15 protein-coding genes are annotated in these 18,458 nt (G+C 64.1%); 7 read left to right on the plus strand and 8 right to left on the minus strand.

From position 1 onward, the window contains the following. The first annotated feature begins 32 nt into the window (after positions 1–32). A complete protein-coding gene (gene crr, locus PG900_RS13215) occupies positions 33–542 on the plus strand; it encodes a PTS glucose transporter subunit IIA (protein ID WP_005303134.1) in 510 nt (169 codons plus the stop codon). A 78-nt stretch (positions 543–620) separates the two neighbouring features. Here the strand turns inward: crr and PG900_RS13220 are convergent, their stop codons facing one another. Together PG900_RS13220 and PG900_RS13225 are read right to left on the minus strand one after the other, a co-directional pair. Next, on the minus strand, positions 621–1,583 hold the full coding sequence (locus tag PG900_RS13220; protein WP_266141109.1) for a sensor domain-containing diguanylate cyclase: 963 nt from the start codon (positions 1,581–1,583) through the stop codon (positions 621–623). A gap of 61 nt (positions 1,584–1,644) precedes the next feature. Then, complete coding sequence (locus tag PG900_RS13225) at positions 1,645–2,463, minus strand: ABC transporter substrate-binding protein (RefSeq protein ID WP_270800440.1); 819 nt, start codon at positions 2,461–2,463, stop codon at positions 1,645–1,647. A gap of 219 nt (positions 2,464–2,682) precedes the next feature. Between PG900_RS13225 and PG900_RS13230 the strand changes: the two genes are divergently transcribed. Next, positions 2,683–3,231: a cytochrome b gene (locus tag PG900_RS13230; RefSeq protein WP_039215989.1), complete on the plus strand. Its 549-nt coding sequence runs from the start codon at positions 2,683–2,685 to the stop codon at positions 3,229–3,231. Between the two features lie 41 nt (positions 3,232–3,272). On the opposite strand, the gene PG900_RS13235 is transcribed toward PG900_RS13230, so the two are convergent. From PG900_RS13235 to PG900_RS13255, 5 genes are all read right to left on the minus strand, one after another. Next, complete coding sequence (locus tag PG900_RS13235) at positions 3,273–3,914, minus strand: bactofilin family protein (protein WP_043121419.1); 642 nt, start codon at positions 3,912–3,914, stop codon at positions 3,273–3,275. A 174-nt stretch (positions 3,915–4,088) separates the two neighbouring features. Further along, entirely contained in the window at positions 4,089–7,841 is a 3,753-nt protein-coding gene (locus tag PG900_RS13240; protein WP_266141107.1) for an AAA family ATPase, read from the minus strand. After that, positions 7,838–8,020, minus strand: a complete 183-nt coding sequence (locus tag PG900_RS13245; protein WP_024944177.1) for a hypothetical protein — start codon at positions 8,018–8,020, stop codon at positions 7,838–7,840. The genes PG900_RS13240 and PG900_RS13245 overlap by 4 nt, the downstream gene beginning before the upstream one ends. After that, positions 8,017–9,243 carry an exonuclease SbcCD subunit D gene (locus PG900_RS13250; protein WP_266141106.1) on the minus strand — a complete coding sequence of 409 codons (1,227 nt, stop codon included), beginning with the start codon at positions 9,241–9,243 and terminating at the stop codon, positions 8,017–8,019. The genes PG900_RS13245 and PG900_RS13250 overlap by 4 nt, the downstream gene beginning before the upstream one ends. Before the next feature lie 101 nt (positions 9,244–9,344). Further along, complete coding sequence (locus tag PG900_RS13255) at positions 9,345–9,773, minus strand: GNAT family N-acetyltransferase (RefSeq protein WP_011706840.1); 429 nt, start codon at positions 9,771–9,773, stop codon at positions 9,345–9,347. Positions 9,774–9,953: 180 nt separating this feature from the next. Between PG900_RS13255 and rdgC the strand changes: the two genes are divergently transcribed. The 4 genes from rdgC to PG900_RS13275 all read left to right on the plus strand — a co-directional run bounded on the left by rdgC (position 9,954) and on the right by PG900_RS13275 (position 16,436). Next, complete coding sequence (gene rdgC / locus PG900_RS13260) at positions 9,954–10,865, plus strand: recombination-associated protein RdgC (RefSeq protein ID WP_011706841.1); 912 nt, start codon at positions 9,954–9,956, stop codon at positions 10,863–10,865. Between the two features lie 179 nt (positions 10,866–11,044). Continuing rightward, positions 11,045–12,823 carry a gamma-glutamyltransferase gene (gene ggt, locus PG900_RS13265; RefSeq protein WP_270800446.1) on the plus strand — a complete coding sequence of 593 codons (1,779 nt, stop codon included), beginning with the start codon at positions 11,045–11,047 and terminating at the stop codon, positions 12,821–12,823. A gap of 387 nt (positions 12,824–13,210) precedes the next feature. Beyond that, positions 13,211–14,854: a YbaL family putative K(+) efflux transporter gene (gene ybaL / locus PG900_RS13270; RefSeq protein ID WP_043162254.1), complete on the plus strand. Its 1,644-nt coding sequence runs from the start codon at positions 13,211–13,213 to the stop codon at positions 14,852–14,854. A 400-nt stretch (positions 14,855–15,254) separates the two neighbouring features. Next, positions 15,255–16,436 carry a M28 family metallopeptidase gene (locus PG900_RS13275; protein WP_270800450.1) on the plus strand — a complete coding sequence of 394 codons (1,182 nt, stop codon included), beginning with the start codon at positions 15,255–15,257 and terminating at the stop codon, positions 16,434–16,436. Positions 16,437–16,510: 74 nt separating this feature from the next. Here PG900_RS13275 and PG900_RS13280 read toward each other — a convergent pair whose 3' ends face one another. Next, positions 16,511–16,723, minus strand: a complete 213-nt coding sequence (locus PG900_RS13280) for a hypothetical protein (RefSeq protein ID WP_270800452.1) — start codon at positions 16,721–16,723, stop codon at positions 16,511–16,513. Between the two features lie 304 nt (positions 16,724–17,027). Here PG900_RS13280 and pykF point away from each other — a divergent pair, with 304 nt between their 5' ends. Further along, positions 17,028–18,440: a pyruvate kinase PykF gene (gene pykF / locus PG900_RS13285; RefSeq protein WP_010633307.1), complete on the plus strand. Its 1,413-nt coding sequence runs from the start codon at positions 17,028–17,030 to the stop codon at positions 18,438–18,440. The last annotated feature ends 18 nt before the right edge of the window (positions 18,441–18,458 follow it).

An 18,458-nucleotide genomic window follows, 5' to 3' on the forward strand; every position in this document is an offset into this window, starting at 1 on the left:
AACAGCGACAATCATCTCTAGGAGCTTTTACTATGGGTCTGTTTGATAAACTGAAGAAACTGGTTTCCGATGACAGTTCTGATACCGGCGGCATCGAAATCTTTGCCCCGCTGTCAGGCGAAATCGTACCGATCGAAGATGTGCCCGACGTAGTCTTCGCCGAGAAGATCGTCGGCGACGGCATCGCCATCAAGCCGGCTGGCAACAAGATGGTTGCGCCGTGCGACGGCACCATCGGCAAGATCTTCGAGACCAACCACGCGTTCTCGCTGGAATCTGACTCTGGTATCGAGCTGTTCGTTCACTTCGGTATCGACACCGTTGAACTGAAAGGCGAAGGCTTCAAGCGCATCGCCCAGGAAGGTCAACAGGTCAAGCGCGGTGACACCATCATCGAGTTCGATCTGGCCGTTCTGGAAGCCAAAGCCAAATCTACCCTGACTCCGGTGGTCATCTCCAACATGGACGAGATCAAAGAGCTGGTGAAGATGACGGGTGCCGTGACCGTGGGCGAGACCCCGGTGATCCGCATCAAGAAATAAGGCCGCATGGGCCGAGCGCCCGTCGCCGCAACAAAAAACCGAAGCCCTGGCTTCGGTTTTTTTATGGGCGTTTTCCGGCTAGGCCCTGCCAAATACCACCCGGTTGCGGCCGTTGCTCTTGGCCTGGTAGAGCGCCTTGTCCGCCACCTGCAGCAGGCTGTCGCAGCTCTTGCACTCGCCTCGGGTGGCACAGCCCAGACTCATCGTCAGGGAAAAACTCTGCCCCTCCCACGCCACCACATGGTCGACAAACTGCCGGCGCAACTGCTCGGCTCGCTCGACCACCTGTTCAGCATCCACCCCAGGCAGGATCAACAGAAACTCCTCCCCGCCCCAGCGGGCCAGATGCTCTGCGGGCTGCAGCTGCTGCGCCATGATGCGGGCCACCTCGCACAACGCCGCATCCCCGGCGGGATGACCGTAGCGGTCATTGATCTGCTTGAAGTGGTCGATATCGCACAGGATCACCGAGAAGGGCTCCCCCTGCAGCCAGAGCGCCTGCAACTGCTGCCCGGCGGCACGCCGGTTGCCGAGCTCGGTCAGCGGATCGGTGCAGGAGAGCCGGCTCACCTCCTCTATCATGCAGTGCAGGTCGTGGATGTCGCGCAGCGTCACTATGTGCCAACCCGGCATGGCATCCGCCGTCAGCTGGGCCGTGATGGTAAACCAGCGCTGCTGGCCGCTCTTGCAGTAGAGACAGGCGTTCATCTCGGCCACCGCCGCGCCGTTGGCCAGGCTGGTCATCACCGCCTGGTTCCAGCGCTCAATCGCCTGGGCCCTGCTCTCTTCATCGCGATAGACGGTGGCAAACCAGCTGGCCATGTCGGGCAGATCCGTCAGGTCGTAGCCCAGCTGAGTCACGAAGGCCCGGTTCACGAACCTGTGATGGCGGGCCGGGATCTCCGACAGTCGAGTAGGTATGCTGCCCAGCGTCTCGCTGCAGGCGGACTCAGATATCAGGATCGGAAACGGGATCACGTCGAAGGAGCGAAACAGGATCTGCTGCAGCTCGGTCAGGATCACAGGATCGGTGATGTTCAAGGTAACTCCTTTACCAAGGTATCGTTCAAAGGTAAGTGAGCGCTGATCGCGGGTAAAGCGCTCATTGCGCGGCTCTGACCGCCTTGGTCGCAGCATTTTCTCCCGGTTGCCACTCCTGATAGGGGCCGTGAATGGCGGAGTAGATCTTGTCGAGCTGACCGGAGGCCCTGAGCCGCTCGATGGACTGGGTCAGGAAGCGGTCGACCGCATCCCCTTTCGGCCCTTTGGGGATGATGAACACATCGTCAAACTCGCCGAAATAGACCCGGTGGATATTGGTCAGCCCCATCTTGCGCAGGGTGAAATCCGCCTCCTCCTGCGCCCACAGCAAGGCATCGATGCGGCCCCGGCTCAGCTTGCCGAGGGATTGCTCGAGCGAGAGAGAGCGCTTGACCGAGAAGGGCCAGAAGTCGGTCACCCCCTCGATGAGCAGATCCCGCTTGGTGTACTCGTAGCCCAGCACCATGGCGGGAGTAATGGGCGCCGCACTGTTGCTGTAGAGCACGTGGGTCACCTTGCCAAAGGTCGCCGAGCTGAAGCGATAGGGCAGCATGGACTCGTCGATGTAGGGATTGCGCAGCGCCGGCAGGTTGAAGTCCGCCTCCCCCACCACCACGCTGCGGGTGGCACGGGACATGGGGTAGACCATCACGCTCAGCTCCACCCCGTCATCCAGCCCGGCGATGGCCTTGACCAGGTCGACGAAGGGACCGGTGCCGTTGGAATCGATGAGCCCCGGCAACAAACCAAGATAGGCTGAAAAATGGGTCGGTCGGCCAGGTTCTGCCGCAGCCAGCCGCTCCTCGTCGACCCCCGCTATCCCCAGCAGCATGGCGAGCAGCATCAAGCCTGCCAGCACGCCCACTCTCAGATGCTTCATGATGCAACCTCTCACCACCCTGGCCGGCATGGCCCTGTTGATCAGAAGCATAGACTCGGCACAGAGCGTGTCGGGCGAGTTGCAAATAAGATGTTAAAAAACACACCGAGATCAAGGTTTTGACACATCTGCGCGGTAACATGAAAAGGAATGGTGCGGGGGCAGGATGCCCGCTGCGACCACCCTTGATGCAATGCGAGCCCCGAGAAGGATATGAGCATGTTGAAAAATACCGAACAACGTTATGGCAGCCTGAGCATAGGGCTGCACTGGTTGACTCTGCTGCTGATGATCGCCGTCTATGCGCTGATGGAGTTCAGGGACATCTTCCCCAAAGGGTCGGCCGGCCGCGACCTGATGAAAGAGTTTCACTTCATGGTGGGTCTGCTGATCCTGGCACTGGTGGTCGTGCGCCTGCTGGTGCGCGCGGGTAGCCCCTCACCGCGTATCGTGCCCGAGCTCTCCCCCCTGATGCTCACGCTGGCCAAGCTCGCCCACCTGGCGCTCTATGGCTTCCTGATCCTCACCCCGCTGCTGGGCTGGCTGCTGCTGAGCGCAGGCGGCAAGCCCATCCCCTTCTTCGGCCTGGAGCTCCCTGCCCTCATCGCCCCCGATGACGGCCTGAAGGGCACCATCAAGGAGCTGCACGAGACGCTGGCCAACATTGGCTATGCGCTGATTGCCCTGCACGCGGCGGCAGCCATCTACCACCACCATGTGCTCAAGGACAACACCCTGACCAATATGCTGCCCGAACGGCGCAGTTGATCCCTTGCCAGCAAAGAGGGGCGTACTCGCCCCTCTTTTGATCAGGCCTGTTTGGCCACAACCTCGGCAGCATCGACAGCCTTGTTTTTACCTTCAGGCTGCAGTTGCTTGACGTTGCCCTTGCTCTCGCCCTTCTGCTCCTCCTGAGATTGGGACTGGCCGACAAACTGGCCTCCTTTGCGGATGGAGAGGCTCCCGCCCTTGAACAACCCCTTCATCTTGCCGTTTTCGAGGATCTCCACCTCGCTCGAGGCACAAGTGCCATCCAGAGTGCCATTGATGATCACGTGGGCGGCGCTGACATCCCCTTCAATCCGGCCGCCTTCCATGATGCGAACCGTCCCGCCGTTCAGCTGCAGCGTCCCGACGAACTGGCCATACACATCCAGATTGCCCTCCACCTGCAACTCACCCTTGAAACGTGCCCCCTTGGCGATCACCGTGGTCGTGCTCCCCGCCCCGACCACCTCAGACTCATTGCGCTTTCGTCCAAACATCTTGGTTTTCTCCACCATCAACAGCAGCACCATCAGTAGCAACGGCACTATGGGTAATTTGTAATATGCAGATCCCGCCACATAAAGCAGCAACGCCAGGCCCCAGCAGAACCAGATGAGATACAGCGCGTCACTGCGTGGCCGCATCGCGATGCGAGCCAGGATCCTTTCAGGCATCAATGTCATTGACCATTCCCTCTTGCGGGCAGATGGATGCAAGACCGGGGTCAACCCCTCACTCTCGTTTCCCGCGATACGCGGGCATGGACCTAGCTCAAGCGACCAGATTGCCGAAACACTGAAACAAAAAAGCCCCGCCAGAAGGCGGGGCCGCGATTAATCAGCAAACCTAAGCAGGATTCAGGGCAACACCACCCGGCTTTCGCCGCCGCCGAGGGCCTCCACCCGCACCTGCACGCCGATCCGCTCCACCAGGGTCTGCACGTGGGAGATGACCCCGATCTGGCGGCCGGCCGCCTGCAGGGAATCAAGGCTTGAGAGCGCCAGATCCAGGCTGTCGGGATCGAGCGTGCCGAAGCCCTCGTCGATAAACAGCGATTCGACCTGGGTCTGGCGCGACGACAGGCTGGAGAGGGCCAGCGCCAGCGCCAGCGACACCAGGAAGCTCTCACCGCCGGAGAGGGAGTCCACCGAGCGCACCTCGTCCCCCATGTCGAGATCCACCACCTGCAGCGCCAGATCGGTGCCGGGCACCCGCTCCAGTCGATAGCGGGGGGAAAGCTCGGCGAGCTGGGCGTTGGCCTCCAGCAGCAGCCGCTCCAGCGTGAGGCTCTGGGCGAAGGTACGCAGCTTGGCGCCGCTGGCCGAGCCGATGAGATCACAGAGTCGCTGCCAGTGATCCGCCACCGCCTGCTGGGCGGCCAGTTTCTCCTGTAAAGAACCCGCCTTGAGAGCCGCCGCCTCAGCCTGGGCCAGCGTGCTCTTGCACTGGAACAACTGCTCGTCAAGGGCGCGGCAGTGCGCTTCCAGCGCCGTCAGCCGGCTGTCGAGCTCCTGTAGCGCCAACGCGGCCAGCTCGGGGTGATGCTCGCGGTAACGATCCCGCTTGCTCTCCTCCAGTGCCAGCGTCCGCTGCCGCTCGGTCAAACGGGTACGCGCCTCGGCGCGGGCATCCTCCAGCGCCTGCAAGGCGGCGCGGCGCGCCTTGAGCTCATCCGGGCTCATGGCCAGCAGGCGGCGCAGGTCATATTCGGCGATGCCGAGGCTGCTGGCGTGGGCAGCCCAGCGCCCCAGCACCTCCCGTCGCCGCCGGCTGCTCACCTGCTTCTCCTGTTCAAGATGGCTGAGACGGGTCTTGAGCTCGGTCTGGCGCTCGCGCAGGGCGCGGGCCGCCCCCTGCATCGTCTCCAGCTCGCTGGCCAGCTGCTGCAGCCGCTGCTGCCAGCGGCTCTCGACCAGGGCAATCTCCTCCCCCCCCAGACAGGTGGCACGGCTGGTAACCAGCCCCTGTCGTTGCTGTTCATGCTCCTTGTAGTCGCGCTCGAGCTTGTGCAGCAGCTCGCGCTGGGTCTGCAGACGCGCCTCCTGGGCGCTCAGGGCCGGGGTGAGGCTGGCAATCTCGCCGGTCAGCCGCTCCCACTCGCTCTGGCCATGCAGCCAGGCCTCGCAGGCCCGCTGCCACTCGCGCCACTGCTGGCTGCCCAGCCACTGACGCCAGGGCTGACCTCCCATCTGCTCGTCGAGCCGGCTGCCCCCCTGCTCAAGGCGCTGGCGCAGGGTCGTTTCCTGCTCGCCCATCGCCTTCACCTCCCCTTCCAGGGCGATGCGCTGGCGGTCGGCCTCCTGCCACTGCTGCTCGAACTGCTGGTGCTGGCTGGCCAGCTGGCTCAGCTGCTGACGCACGGCCTGCAACTGCTGCTGGCCGAGCTGGGCCTCGCGCAGCTGCTGCTGGCTGCGGGCCAGCCCCTGCTCCAGACTCTGGCCGCGACCGAGCAGGGTACTCATCAACTCGTTCCACTCGATTGGGCTCTGACGCAGCGGCAACGGATGGCCCAGCAGCTCGGCACCGCCCAGCTGTTGCCAGCGCTGGGTCAGCTGCTCGGCGCGCGTCTCCAGCTCAGGCAGATGCTGTTGGCGCACCGCCAGCTGACGGGCCAGCTCCTGGTGCTCGCTCTCGCACTGAATGTATTGGTGATTGAGCCGCTCCCACTCGAGCTCCAGGCTGCGGACGCGCTCCGCCAGCTGGCCGAGAATACCCGCCACCTGTGGCTGGCTCTGGTGATAGGGATGCTCCTCGGCGCCGCAGAGCGGGCAAGGTTCACCGTCGCGCAGGATGTGGCGATGCTGCTCGAAACTGGCGATGGCGCGGGACTGCTCCAACGCATGGCGTGCCTCGTCCCGTTGCAGGGCGAGCCGCTCGCGGGCCGGCGTCAGCTCGTCGCCGAGGATGGCCAGCTTGCCAAGCGCCTGCTCCAGCTGGGCGACCTCCTGCTGCAGGCGACCATGCTGCTCGCCGTGATTGCGGCCATAGTCCGCCAGCTCCAGCAGCTGGCGCAACTGGCCCAGCTGCTCGGTCTGCCCTTGCCACTGCTCCTGCGCCTTGGCCAGACGCCCCTCCCACTGCTGTTCCTGCAGCTCATGCTGCTGTTGCTGCAGCCGCGCCTGCTCGCGCTGCCAGTAGTCGCGCTCCTGCTGCCCCTGCTCCAGCTGGTGCTGCAACTGCCTGAGGGCGCGCAGCTTGTGTTCGCGCAGGGTGAGCAGTTGCTGCAGCCTATCGGCATCCTCGGCCCAATCCTGCATGGCGGTGAGCAGGGACTGCCACTGGCGGGCCACCGGCGCCAGCTCCTTGTGCTCCTCAAGCCAGGCGCCCCACTGCAGGTGCTGGGCCTGGAGCTGCTCCACCTGCTGGCGCTGCTGGCGCCAGCCCTGCTCCAGAGTGAGCTGCACCTCCCGCTCCTGCGCCCCCTCCTGCTGGATCTTCTGCAGTTGCTGCTGCTTTTCCCGAATGCGGGTGTCGAGTTCCTGCGCCCGTTTGAGCTCGGGCTGCAGGGCGCCCCACTCGCGCTCGGCGGCGATCTTCTCCGCCAGTAGCTGCTGTTCGGTGAGGGCGCTCTGCTGGGTCTGCTCCTCCAGCTTGCCAAGTTCGGGACCAAGCTCGGCCAGCGCCTTCTCCTGCTGCTGCACCTCCAGGGTGAGGCGAGCCAACTCGTCGTGATCGGCGCGGGCCACCTGGGCCTGCTCGGCGCGGGCGAACTCCTCGCGCTCCGGGGCGGCCGCACCATGGGCCGCCTCGGCCGCGGCAAGGGCCGCCTCCCCCTCCTGACAGGCCTGCAACTGGGCGGCGATGCGGCCGTTGAGATCGCGCAAATCCTGCATCAGCTGCTGTTGCTGCTGCTCGTGCTTGAGGCTGGTGGCGAGGCTGACCTGTTGGCTCACCCACTGCTCGCGGGTCGCCTCGTCCATCAGTGCCACGTCGCCGAGCCGCTGGCTGATGGCGGCCAGTTTCTGCTGCTCCTCCCGCGCCCGTTCATGAGTCTGAATCGAGATGGCGGAGTAAAGCTCGGTGCCGGTCATCCGTTCGAGTAGGGCAGAACGCTCGTCGGCGCTCGATTTGAGGAAGGCGGCAAACTCCCCCTGCGGCAGGATGACGGCGCGGCGAAACTGCTCCCAGGAGAGCCCCACCAGCTCGTCGATGCGATCCTGCAGCTCCCGCTTGTTGCCACTGAACACCTGGCCAGACGCCACGTCGGTCAGGCTGCGCTCCTGGGCCTGAAAGCGCCCCTCGGCGCGGTTGCGGGCCCGGCGTACCGCCCAGCGGGCCAGCCAGATGCGGCCGTCACAGCCGCGAAACTGCACCTCGGCAAAACCGCTGGCGTGGCCGCGGCTGAGGATACCGCGCACGTCGTTGGCCTTGAGCTTCTCCTCGTCATCCATGCGGCCCACTTCGGCCACGTTCTTGCGATTGGCGATAAAGCGCGGCATCTCGTCGTAGAGCGCCAGGCAGATGGCATCGAGCAGGGTGCTCTTGCCGGCGCCGGTATTGCCGGTGATGGCAAACAGGCCGGCGGCCCCCAGGGCACCACCAGCAAAATCGATGGTGAATTGACCGGTCAGGCTGGCGAGGTTCTCACCACTCAAAGAGAGGATCTTCATACGCCACACGCCTCCATCCATACCGACCCGATATCGCGCGTGCTCTTGCCCCCATCAGCCCGGGTATTGCCGGTGATGGCAAACAGGCCGGCGGCCCCCAGGGCGCCACCGGCAAAATCGATGGTAAAGGGGCCGGTCAGGCTGGCCAGATTCTCCCCTGACAGCGACAAGATTTTCATTGGCTAGACTCCTTCACCTGCTCCAGGATCTCTTCAAACGACGCCACCAGCTCGGCCTCCGGCTCCCCGTCGAACTGACGCTGATAACAGAGGCGAAACACCTCGGTGGGGGAGAGCTCATCCAGCCGGCGCTGGCCGGCTCCATCCGCCAGCCCCTGGCCCGAGCCCTGATAACTGGTCGTGATGCGGGCAAGGCGCACCGGCTTGTCGCCGATGGCGGCCAGCACGCGCTCGCGGATGCGGGCCTCGGGTTTGGGCAACAGCAGCCGCACCTCGAGGAAGGGCTGCGCCAGCTGCGGGCAAGCGGGCAGGTCCAGCGCCTCGATGGCCTGTAGCGCCTCGTCGAGACCGCTCTGGGGCAGCCGGATCATCTCCACCGCGCGGGGCACCGGGATCCGCTCAAGCCGGGCCAGCTTGCCCCCCTCAAACGTCACCTCCAGCACCTGATGGTTGTAGTTCGCCTCGGCCAGCGAGAGCGGCAGCGGCGAGCCGCTGTAGTGCACCCCCTCGGCCGGGCTCTGGGCCAGATGCAGGTGACCCAGCGCCGTGTAGTCGGCGGCGGCAAACAGCTCGGCAGGCAGGGCATGCTGGTTGCCGCCGAGCACCCGCCGCTCGGAGAGCTCGGAAAGCTGGCCCGCCGCCAGATAGGCGTGGCCCATGGCGATGAGGGCCTGATCCGGATTGCAGCGCGCACGCCCCTCGCTCAGCACCGCCTCATAGACCTGGCGTACCCCTTCGATCAGTCTGTCCTGCCCCTCGCTGAGCCCGTCGGGGCGCAGATCGCTGCTGCGCAGAAACGGCACGGCGGCGCACCAGGCGGCCACCTCACCACCCTTGCCTCGCAGCGGCACCAGCAGACGCTCGGTCTCGAGGCGCCCCTCGTCGTCCCGGCTGATGCTGCCCACCAGATGCAGGTCGAAGGCGCGCAGCAGCTCGTGGGGGGCATCCAGCTTGGAGGGAGAGTCATGGTTGCCGCCGATCAGCACCATCTCCAGTGCCGGGTGCTCGGCGCGCAGCCGCGCCAGAAAGCGGTAGAGCTGCTGCCAGGCGCTGGCGGGGGGGTTGGCGGTATCGAACAGGTCGCCCGCCACCAGCAGGGCGTCGATGTCGCGACGCTTGATGGTGTCAGCCAGCCAGTCGAGAAAGGCATCGTGTTCAAAACGGCGATCGTGGCCATGGAGTTGATGGCCAAGATGCCAGTCGGCGGTATGCAGGATCTTCATGAAAAACGGCTCGTATGGAGGAGGTGTCAGCGGCACCCGATGCAGACAAGATGAGGATATGCCTCCCCTTTTTCAAGCCATACCCGGCGCGGCCGGCAGATTCAGGCGGGCTCGCAGCACATCTGGTACTGGGGATGACCGGTGAGGGGATCGGCCACCTCCCCCTCGATCACGAAACCGTGGCGACGATAAAAGCGCACCGCCAGATCGTTTTCCACGAACACCCGCGCATGCAGCCGGGCCCCCTTGGATTTGGCCTCCTGCAGCAGGGCATGGCCCACCCCCCGCCCCTGGCGGTCGGGGCGCACGAACAGGGCCGCCAGGTAGTCATCCACCAGCGCCATGAAACCGAGCAGCTCGCCGCGCTCCTCGAACACCCAGATGCGGGCGTGATCGAGATAGCGGGTGCGTAGATCTTCCTGGGCCTGCCACCAGCAGGAGGCATCAACAAAGTCGTGGGCCTGCAGGGAGGCCAGCAACCAGATTTCGACGATCTCGTCCATGTCGTCGGACCGACTCGCCCTCAGCATATTGGTATCCTTGTTAACAACCTGAACATCCGCAGTCTAGGGGAGTTTGATGACGGCTTTGGGGACGAATATGACTCCCTGTGAAGTCGATCGCCCTTTATTTAACAAGAATGATTGGCTGATCACAAAGCGCCTCTCTAGTACAATGCCCGCCGGACAATCTATGAGACCGAGGACGCCATGTGGTTTAAAAACCTGCAGATTTATCGCTTTACCCGCCCCTTCGAGCTGACCGTCGAGCAGCTGGAAACCCAGCTGGAAGCCTGTGCCTTCACCCCGTGCGGCAGCCAGGACATCTCCCGGTTCGGGTGGGTCAAGCCCCTTGGCAAATTCGGCTCCACCCTGACCCACTCCGCCGCCGGCCACATCCTCATCTGTGCCCGCAAGGAAGAGAAGATGCTGCCCGGCACCGTGGTCAAGGAGATGCTGGCGGAGAAGGTAGAAGCGATCGAGTTCGAGCAGGGCCGCGCTCTCAAGAAGAAAGAGAAGGAAGCGCTGAAAGAGGAGATCCTCCACACCTTGCTGCCGCGCGCCTTCAGCCGCACCAGCCAGACCTTCGCCTGGATCAATCCGGCCGACAACCTGATGGTGGTGGACGCGGGCTCCGCCAAGAAGGCGGACGACCTGCTGGCCCTGCTGCGCAAATCCATCGGCACCCTGCCGGTGGTGCCGGTGGCCCTCAAGAACCCGCCCGAGATCACCATGACCGAGTGGCTGAACGAGGGCAACCTGCCCGCCTCCTTCACCCTGGAGGACGAGGCCGAGCTGCGCAGCGCCATGGAGCACGGCGGCATCATCCGCTGCAAGCAGCAGGATCTGATGACGGACGAGATCAAGAACCACCTGGCCAACGACAAGCTGGTCACCAAGCTGGCCCTCAACTGGGGCGAAACCCTGAGCTTCGTGCTGGGGGACGATCTCTCCATCAAGCGCCTGAAATTCAGCGAAGAGCTGCGCGAGCAGAACGATGACGTCACCAGCGAAGATCCGGCCGCCCGTCTGGATGCCGACTTCGCCCTGGTCACCGCCGAGCTGGCCCAGTTCATCCCGGCCCTGTTTGCCGCCCTGGGCGGTGAAGAGCAGTCCATCTAAGTGAACTGGCTCAGCCTGATTGCAAAAAACCGCCTCCGGGCGGTTTTTTTATGGGCGCTCGCTCGGGGCGACTTGTTGATAGATGAGTAACTTGTTGATCTGATTCAACAACTTGAGCCATTAGCGCCAATCGTGACATAGTCGCTCTTCATGCTCATAAAACAGACAAGGGGAGTGTCATGTTGCGCAAACCACTGGGGCTGGCCATCGCCCTCGCACTGCTGGCCGGCTGCGCCACTCAGCAGAGCCTGCAAGCGCCCCCCGCCCACACCCTGATCGCGCCTGAGGCCGCCAGCGGCTGGCAGGACAAACAAGGCTGGCAAGGCCGCGACTTCATGGTGGCCGCCGCCAACCCGCTGGCGGTGGAGGCAGGCTACCAGATGATCCAGGCCGGTGGCAGCGCGGTGGACGCCGCCATCGCGGTGCAGCTGGTGTTGACCCTGGTGGAGCCACAATCCTCCGGCATCGGCGGCGGCTCCCTGCTGCTGGTGTGGGATGGTAAAAAAGTCGCGGCGGTGGATGGCCGCGAGACAGCCCCCGCCGCCGCTACCGATCAGCTGTTCATGAAAGATGGCAAGCCGATGGCCTTCTACGACGGCGTGGTGGGCGGGCGCTCGGTGGGCGCCCCCGGCACGGTGCGGGCGCTGGCGCTGGCCCACCAGCGTTACGGCAAGCTGCCCTGGGCTGCGCTGTTCGAGCCCGCCATCACCCTCGCGGAGCAGGGATTCGTGATAAGCCCTCGGCTGGCCGCGTTGCTGGCCAAGGACCCTTATCTTGCCAAGGACCCGGACGCGCGGGCCTACTTCTATCAGGCCGACGGCAGCCCCAAAGCGGCGGGAACCCGACTGACCAACCCGGCCCTGGCCAAGGTGCTGCGAACCCTGGCAAGCCAGGGGCCGGACGCCTTCTATCGCGGCCCGCTGGCCGAGGCCATGGTGGCCAAGGTGCACGCCCACCCGACCAACCCCGGGGTGCTGAGCGCGGTCGATCTCGCCAGCTACCGCGCCAAGCTGCGCGACGGCCTCTGCTTTGACTATCGCCAGAGCCGGGTGTGTGGCTTCCCGGCCCCCTCGTCCGGCACCCTCGCCCTCGGCCAGATCTTCGGCATGCTGGAGAGCCGCGACATGGCGGCCCTCAAGCCGGTGCAAGGGGAGCAGGGCCAGCCGGCCGCCTCCGCCGAGGCGATCCACCTCTACAGCGAGGCGGCGCGGCTCGCCTTTGCCGATCGCAACCAGTACGTGGCGGACAGCGACTATGTGGCGGTCCCCGTCAGCGGCCTGCTCGACAAGCACTATCTGGCCCGCCGCGGTGCCCTCATCGGCGAGCGCTCCATGGGCCTGGCCAAAGCGGGCACCCCGCCGCTGGCGCCGGCTCGCGGCCAGGATGCCACCCCGGAGCTCCCCTCCACCAGCCACGTCTCCATCGTCGACAAGGCGGGGATGGCGGTCTCCATGACCAGCTCCATCGAAGACGGCTTCGGCTCGCGGCTAATGGTCAACGGCTACCTCCTCAACAACCAGCTCACCGACTTCTCCTTCACCTCGCTGGACGCCGCCGGACTGCCGGTGGCCAACCGGGTGGAGCCGGGCAAGCGGCCACGCTCCTCCATGTCCCCCCTGCTGGTGTTTGACAAGGACAGCGGCGAGCTGGAGATGAGCCTGGGCTCGCCGGGGGGTTCCGCCATCATCAACTACGTGGGCAAGACGTTGCTGGGCACCCAGGATTGGGGGCTCAACCTGCAGCAGGCGATCAATCTGCCCAACTTCGGCAGTCGCAACGGCCCCACCGAGCTGGAGGCGGGCCGCACCCCGGCCGCCGTGGTCGAGGCGCTCAAGGCGAAGGGGCACGAGGTGTTACTGAGCGAGCAGACTTCGGGCCTACAGGGCGTGCAGCGCAACGCAAGCGGCTGGCTGGGCGCCGCCGATCCGCGCCGGGAGGGGATCGCCAAGGGCCAGTGAGCGCGGCTGAATCTGCACTCAGCCCCCCACGCAGCGAAGCGGCCAGTTGGCCGCTTTTTTGCTATCTCCCCTCCTCCAGCGGTGACCAGAAAAACCATCACCGATTGATTACTGTTGCCAGCCTGACCGCCAGAGAAGCGCGCTTTCGCCTCAAAACAGCCACTTATACAGTTTTAATCGCAAATTAAGTCTTAAATGTGGATAAATATTGTTTTTCTACCAAAAACGTATTATTTTTCAACAGAAACGGCAACTGTTGTCCCCCAGACACACCCTCTGTGCATGCGGCCAGCATCTGTCTCTTTCGCCCCCTGCTCATTGACAGCTGCCCTCTTCGCCCGTGCGGTGATCTGGTAGCCCCCTGACTGCCATTAGCGAGGTGACGACATGGACCACTCCCTTCCCCTGATTACCACTCTGGTCGGCGGCTTCGTGCTGGCCTACATCCTCGGCATGTTTGCCCAGCGCCTCAAGATCTCCCCCATGGTGGGTTATCTGGCGGCCGGGGTGATCTCGGGTCCCTTCACCCCGGGTTATGTGGCCGACATGAAGCTGGTGCCCGAGCTGGCGGAGCTGGGGGTGATCCTGCTGATGTTCGGGGTGGGGCTGCACTTCTCCTTCCGCGATCTGATGTCGGTGAAGCGGATCGCCATCCCCGGTGCCATCGCCCAGATCGCGGTCGCTACCCTGCTCGGCATGGGGCTCTCCTCCCTGCTGGGCTGGGATCCGGTCGCCGGCCTGATGTTCGGCCTCGCCCTCTCCACCGCCAGTACCGTGGTGCTGCTGCGGGCGCTGGAGAGCCGTCAGAATCTGGAAACCCTGCAGGGGCGCATCGCCATCGGCTGGCTCATCGTCGAGGATCTGGTGATGGTGCTGGCGCTGGTGATGCTGCCGATCATCGCCGACATCCAGTTCGGCGAGCAGACCCTGAGCTGGCAGAGCATTGCGCTGGATCTGGGCTGGACCCTCGGCAAGGTGAGCCTGTTCGTGGCGCTGATGATGGTGGTGGGCAGCCGCTTCATCCCCTGGCTGCTGGCCCACACCGCCAGCACCGGCTCGCGCGAGCTGTTCACCCTGGCGGTGCTGACCTGCTCGCTCGGCATCGCCTTCGGCGCGGTCAAGCTGTTTGGCGTCTCCTTCGCCCTCGGCGCCTTCTTCACCGGCATCGTCATGAACCGCTCCGAGCTGAGCCACCGCGCCGCCAACAACACCCTGCCGCTGCAGGACGCCTTCGCCGTGCTGTTCTTCGTCTCGGTGGGCATGCTGTTCAACCCGGCGGTGCTGCTGACCGAGCCGCTGGCGGTGCTGGCCACCCTGTTCATCATCATGTTCGGCAAGTCGGCGGCGGCCTACGCCATTGTGCGACTGTTCCGCTACAGCCGGCGCACCGCCCTCACCATCTCCGCCAGCCTGGCCCAGATCGGCGAGTTCTCCTTCATCCTCATCGGGCTGGCCATCGTGCTCAAGCTGGTGCCGGAAGGGGCCCGTGACCTGATCCTGGTGGGTGCCAGCCTCTCCATCATGCTCAACCCGCTGGTGTTCAACGCCGTCGAGCGCTACCTGGAGAAACACCCGGACGCCGACAACGCCAAGGTGCTGGCAGAGTGCAAATGCCCGGCGGTGGAGATGAAGGCCCACACCATACTGGTGGGCTATGGCCGGGTCGGCCGCCTGCTGGTGAACGGCCTGCAGCAGGCCGGCCGCGAGCTGGTGGTGATCGAGCAGGATCCGCACCGGCTGGAGAGCCTGCGCCAGGCCGACATTCCCCACGTCAACGGCAACGTGGCCGATGACGACGTGCTGTGCCGCGCCGCCATCACCGACGCCAGCTGGCTGCTGGTAGCCATTCCCAACAGCTTCGAGGCCGGCGAGGCCATCGCCCAGGCCAAGCTCATCAACCCGGCGATCCGGGTGATCGCCCGCGCCCACAGCGACGACGAGGTGAGCTTCCTCACCAAGCAGGGGGCGGACAAGGTGATCATGGGCGAGCGGGAGATAGCCCTCGGCATGCTGGCCCAGGCCACCGCATAAACCGCTATCCAGTGAACCAGAGGGGCCTTGGCCCCTCTTTTTTTATGCCTCTTTGTCCACCCGCACTTTTGGGTGCCGCCCCCTTTCCCACCCATTCCCGCCGGCGTCTCACGCCGATATGGCACAGTTTGGCTCCCTTTGTCAGCCCCCCAGGTCAGGGCCGTACGCCGCCTCTGCGGCGGGCACACTGCGCAGCTTCCCCTCGCCAGCACAAAGCTCCAGCGGTTACCCCCAGCGGGGCGCAGTAGACAGCAGATCCTGCAGCGGCCCCCACCGGACGGGGGTAGGGTCGCGCCAGATGGGCAAATTCGCCGTTTTCTCCCTTTGGCTAGACTGGGCCAGTCGTCTTATGACACCCACTTGGCACACATGCCTGCAACTCATTCTGGAAGGATCCGCTATGAAACCCTTGTTGACCGCCCTCTTGCTCCCCCTGCTACCCCTCGCCGTACAGGCCGCCGAGCCCGTCTGGATCACGGTCGGTGCCGACAGCGGCGTCGAACTCAAGCAGGTCAAGGCCAAACTGGCCCCCCTGTTCAGCGCCAGCGGCGCCCCGGTCCAGCTGGCCCAGGTCGAGGCGAGCGAGCTTGGCACCCTCTCCCACCTGATGCACGAAGGGCATCAGCGCTGCGGCGGCTACGTGGTGCACAGCACCCTGGCCGACGCCTTGCAGAGCATGGCCCAACCCATCAGCCAGAACCTGTTCAGCGCCCCGCCGCTGACCCAGGGGGCCAGCGTCAACCGGCTGCTGCCCTATCTGGATCAGGGCAACATAGTCGGCACCATCAGCCAGCTCGCCAGCTGGCGCAACCGCTACTACACCACCACCACAGGGGTGCAGTCGGCGGACTGGGTGGCCGGCCAGTGGCAGGCCCTGAGCGCGACCCTGCCCTGGGCCAGCGTCAGCCGGGTCAAGCACAGCGGCTATCCGCAACAATCCGTGGTGCTGACCCTCAAGGGCAGCCGCTACCCGGACGAAGTGGTGGTACTCGGCGGCCACCTCGACTCCACCGCGGGCTCGGCCCCCAACAGCCGCACCCTGGCCCCCGGCGCCGATGACGATGCCTCCGGCATCGCCACCCTGACCGAGGTGCTGCGGGTCATCGCCGAGCAGGGCCGCCAGCCGGAGCGCACCCTGCAGTTCATCGGCTATGCGGCGGAAGAGGTGGGGCTGCGCGGCTCCAAGGACATCGCCACCCGCTACAAGGCGGCCAATACCAAGGTGCTGGCGGCGCTGCAGCTGGACATGACCAACTACCAGGGCTCGGCGGAAGATATCGTCTTCATGACCGACTACACCGACAAGGGGCTGACCGGCTATCTGGCCCAGCTGCTCGACGCCTATCTGCCCCAGATCCGCTACGGCTATGACAGCTGCGGTTACGGCTGCTCGGATCACGCCTCCTGGCATAATCAGGGCTACCCGGCCGCCATGCCGTTCGAGTCGCGCTTCAACGACTACAACCCCGACATCCACACCGCCCAGGACACCTTGCAGAACTCGGATCCCTCGGCTGCCCACGCCCTCAAGTTCGCCCAGCTGGCCACCAGCTTTGCCATCGAGATGGGCAAGATAAACTGAGCCGCCGAGGCGAGGTGACGCATCCAAAACAAGAGGGAGGCCAGGCCTCCCTCTTTCGTCTCAGCGTCTGCCACTCAGGGCTGTCGATGCGCCCCGTCAAGCGGGGTATTGGGGGGCGGCCAGCCCTGCTGCGCGCGGGCTGTGGCGGCCTGGGTCTGGTGCATTTCAAGGCGCTCGAACGCGCGCAGAGCGCCATCGCGGGGAGCGGGATCCGCTGGCCAGCAGCTGGCGGGCAGCGCCTGCACCCCCAGCAGGGCAACGGACAACAGCAACAGATAAGGGGCCATCTTGCAGCACTCCGGTGGCAGCAGAGTGTCTATTCTTGTCGAGGACCGATGACGGCTTGATGACGGGACGGGATCGTCATTTTACAACATCTGACGAGGCGGGCCGGCGCCGAGATACATATGGCGACATTTATGCCAAATCTGCGCGGACCAGTTAATTTATGCCCTAAAAAGTAGCCAAGAGGAAAACGTTATCCCTGAAAAGAAAACGTTATCTGGTCAAAACGTTGTTTCTGGATCATAAAAAGTATCCAAAAACTGGTGTATATTGCACGGCGGAAACTCCTTAACCATGAAGACTGACATGAAAAAGACCAAAATCGTCTGCACCATCGGTCCCAAGACCGAATCCAAAGAAATGCTGGCCAAGATGCTGGACGCCGGCATGAACGTCATGCGCCTGAACTTCTCCCACGGCGACTACGCCGAGCACGGTGGTCGCATCAGCAACCTGCGCGCTGTCATGGCCGAAACCGGCAAGCACGCAGCCATTCTGCTGGACACCAAGGGTCCGGAAATCCGTACCATCAAGCTGGAAGGCGGCAACGACGTTGCCCTGGTCGCTGGCCAGACCTTCACCTTCACCACCGACCAGACCGTGGTTGGCAACAAAGACAAAGTAGCCGTGACCTATGCCGGTTTCGCCAACGACCTGCGCGTCGGCAACCGCATCCTGGTTGACGATGGCCTGATCGGTCTGGACGTCATCGAGATCACCGAGCGCGAAGTCATCTGTAAAGTACTGAACAACGGCGATCTGGGCGAGAACAAGGGCATCAACCTGCCGGGCGTCTCCATCAAGCTGCCGGCCCTAGCCGAGAAAGACAAGCGCGACCTGATCTTCGGTTGCGAGCAAGGCGTTGATTTCGTTGCCGCCTCCTTCATTCGCAAGAAAGAAGACGTGCTGGAAATCCGTGAGCACCTGAAAGCCCACGGTGGCGAGAACATCCAGATCATCTCCAAGATCGAAAACCAGGAAGGCCTGGACAACTTCGACGAGATCCTGGCTGTTTCCGACGGCATCATGGTTGCTCGTGGCGACATGGGTGTCGAAATCCCGGTTGAAGAAGTTATCTTCGCCCAGAAAATGATCATCGAGAAGTGCAACAAAGCCCGTAAAGTGGTCATCACCGCCACCCAGATGCTGGACTCCATGATCAAGAACCCGCGTCCGACCCGCGCCGAAGCCGGCGACGTGGCCAACGCCATCCTGGACGGTACCGACGCAGTCATGCTGTCCGGTGAGTCCGCCAAGGGCAAATACCCGCTGGAAGCCGTGACCATCATGGCCACCATCTGCGAGCGTACCGATGCAGTGATGCCGTCCAACCTGTCTGCTGCCAACGACAGCAACAAGCTGCGCATCACCGAGGCGGTCTGCAAAGGCGCGGTAGAGACTTCCGAGAAGCTGGACGCTCCGCTGATCGTGGTTGCCACCGAAGGCGGCAAGTCTGCCAAGGCCATCCGCAAGTACTTCCCGAAAGCCTGGATCCTGGCCATCACCACCAACAAGAAGACCGCTGCCCAGCTGGTACTGACCAAGGGTGTGGTTGCTCACGTGGTTGACAGCATCGCCTCCACCGACGATTTCTATCGCATCGGTAAAGAAGCGGCGCTGGCCAGCGGCATGGGTCTGAAGGGTGACGTGGTTGTCATGGTCTCCGGTGCCCTGGTACCGAGCGGCACCACCAACACCGCTTCTGTTCACGTTCTTTAATCGGAACTGAACAATCTG

Source organism: Aeromonas sp. QDB03 (assembly GCF_027707985.1).
In the GTDB taxonomy this organism is placed as follows: domain Bacteria; phylum Pseudomonadota; class Gammaproteobacteria; order Enterobacterales; family Aeromonadaceae; genus Aeromonas; species Aeromonas hydrophila.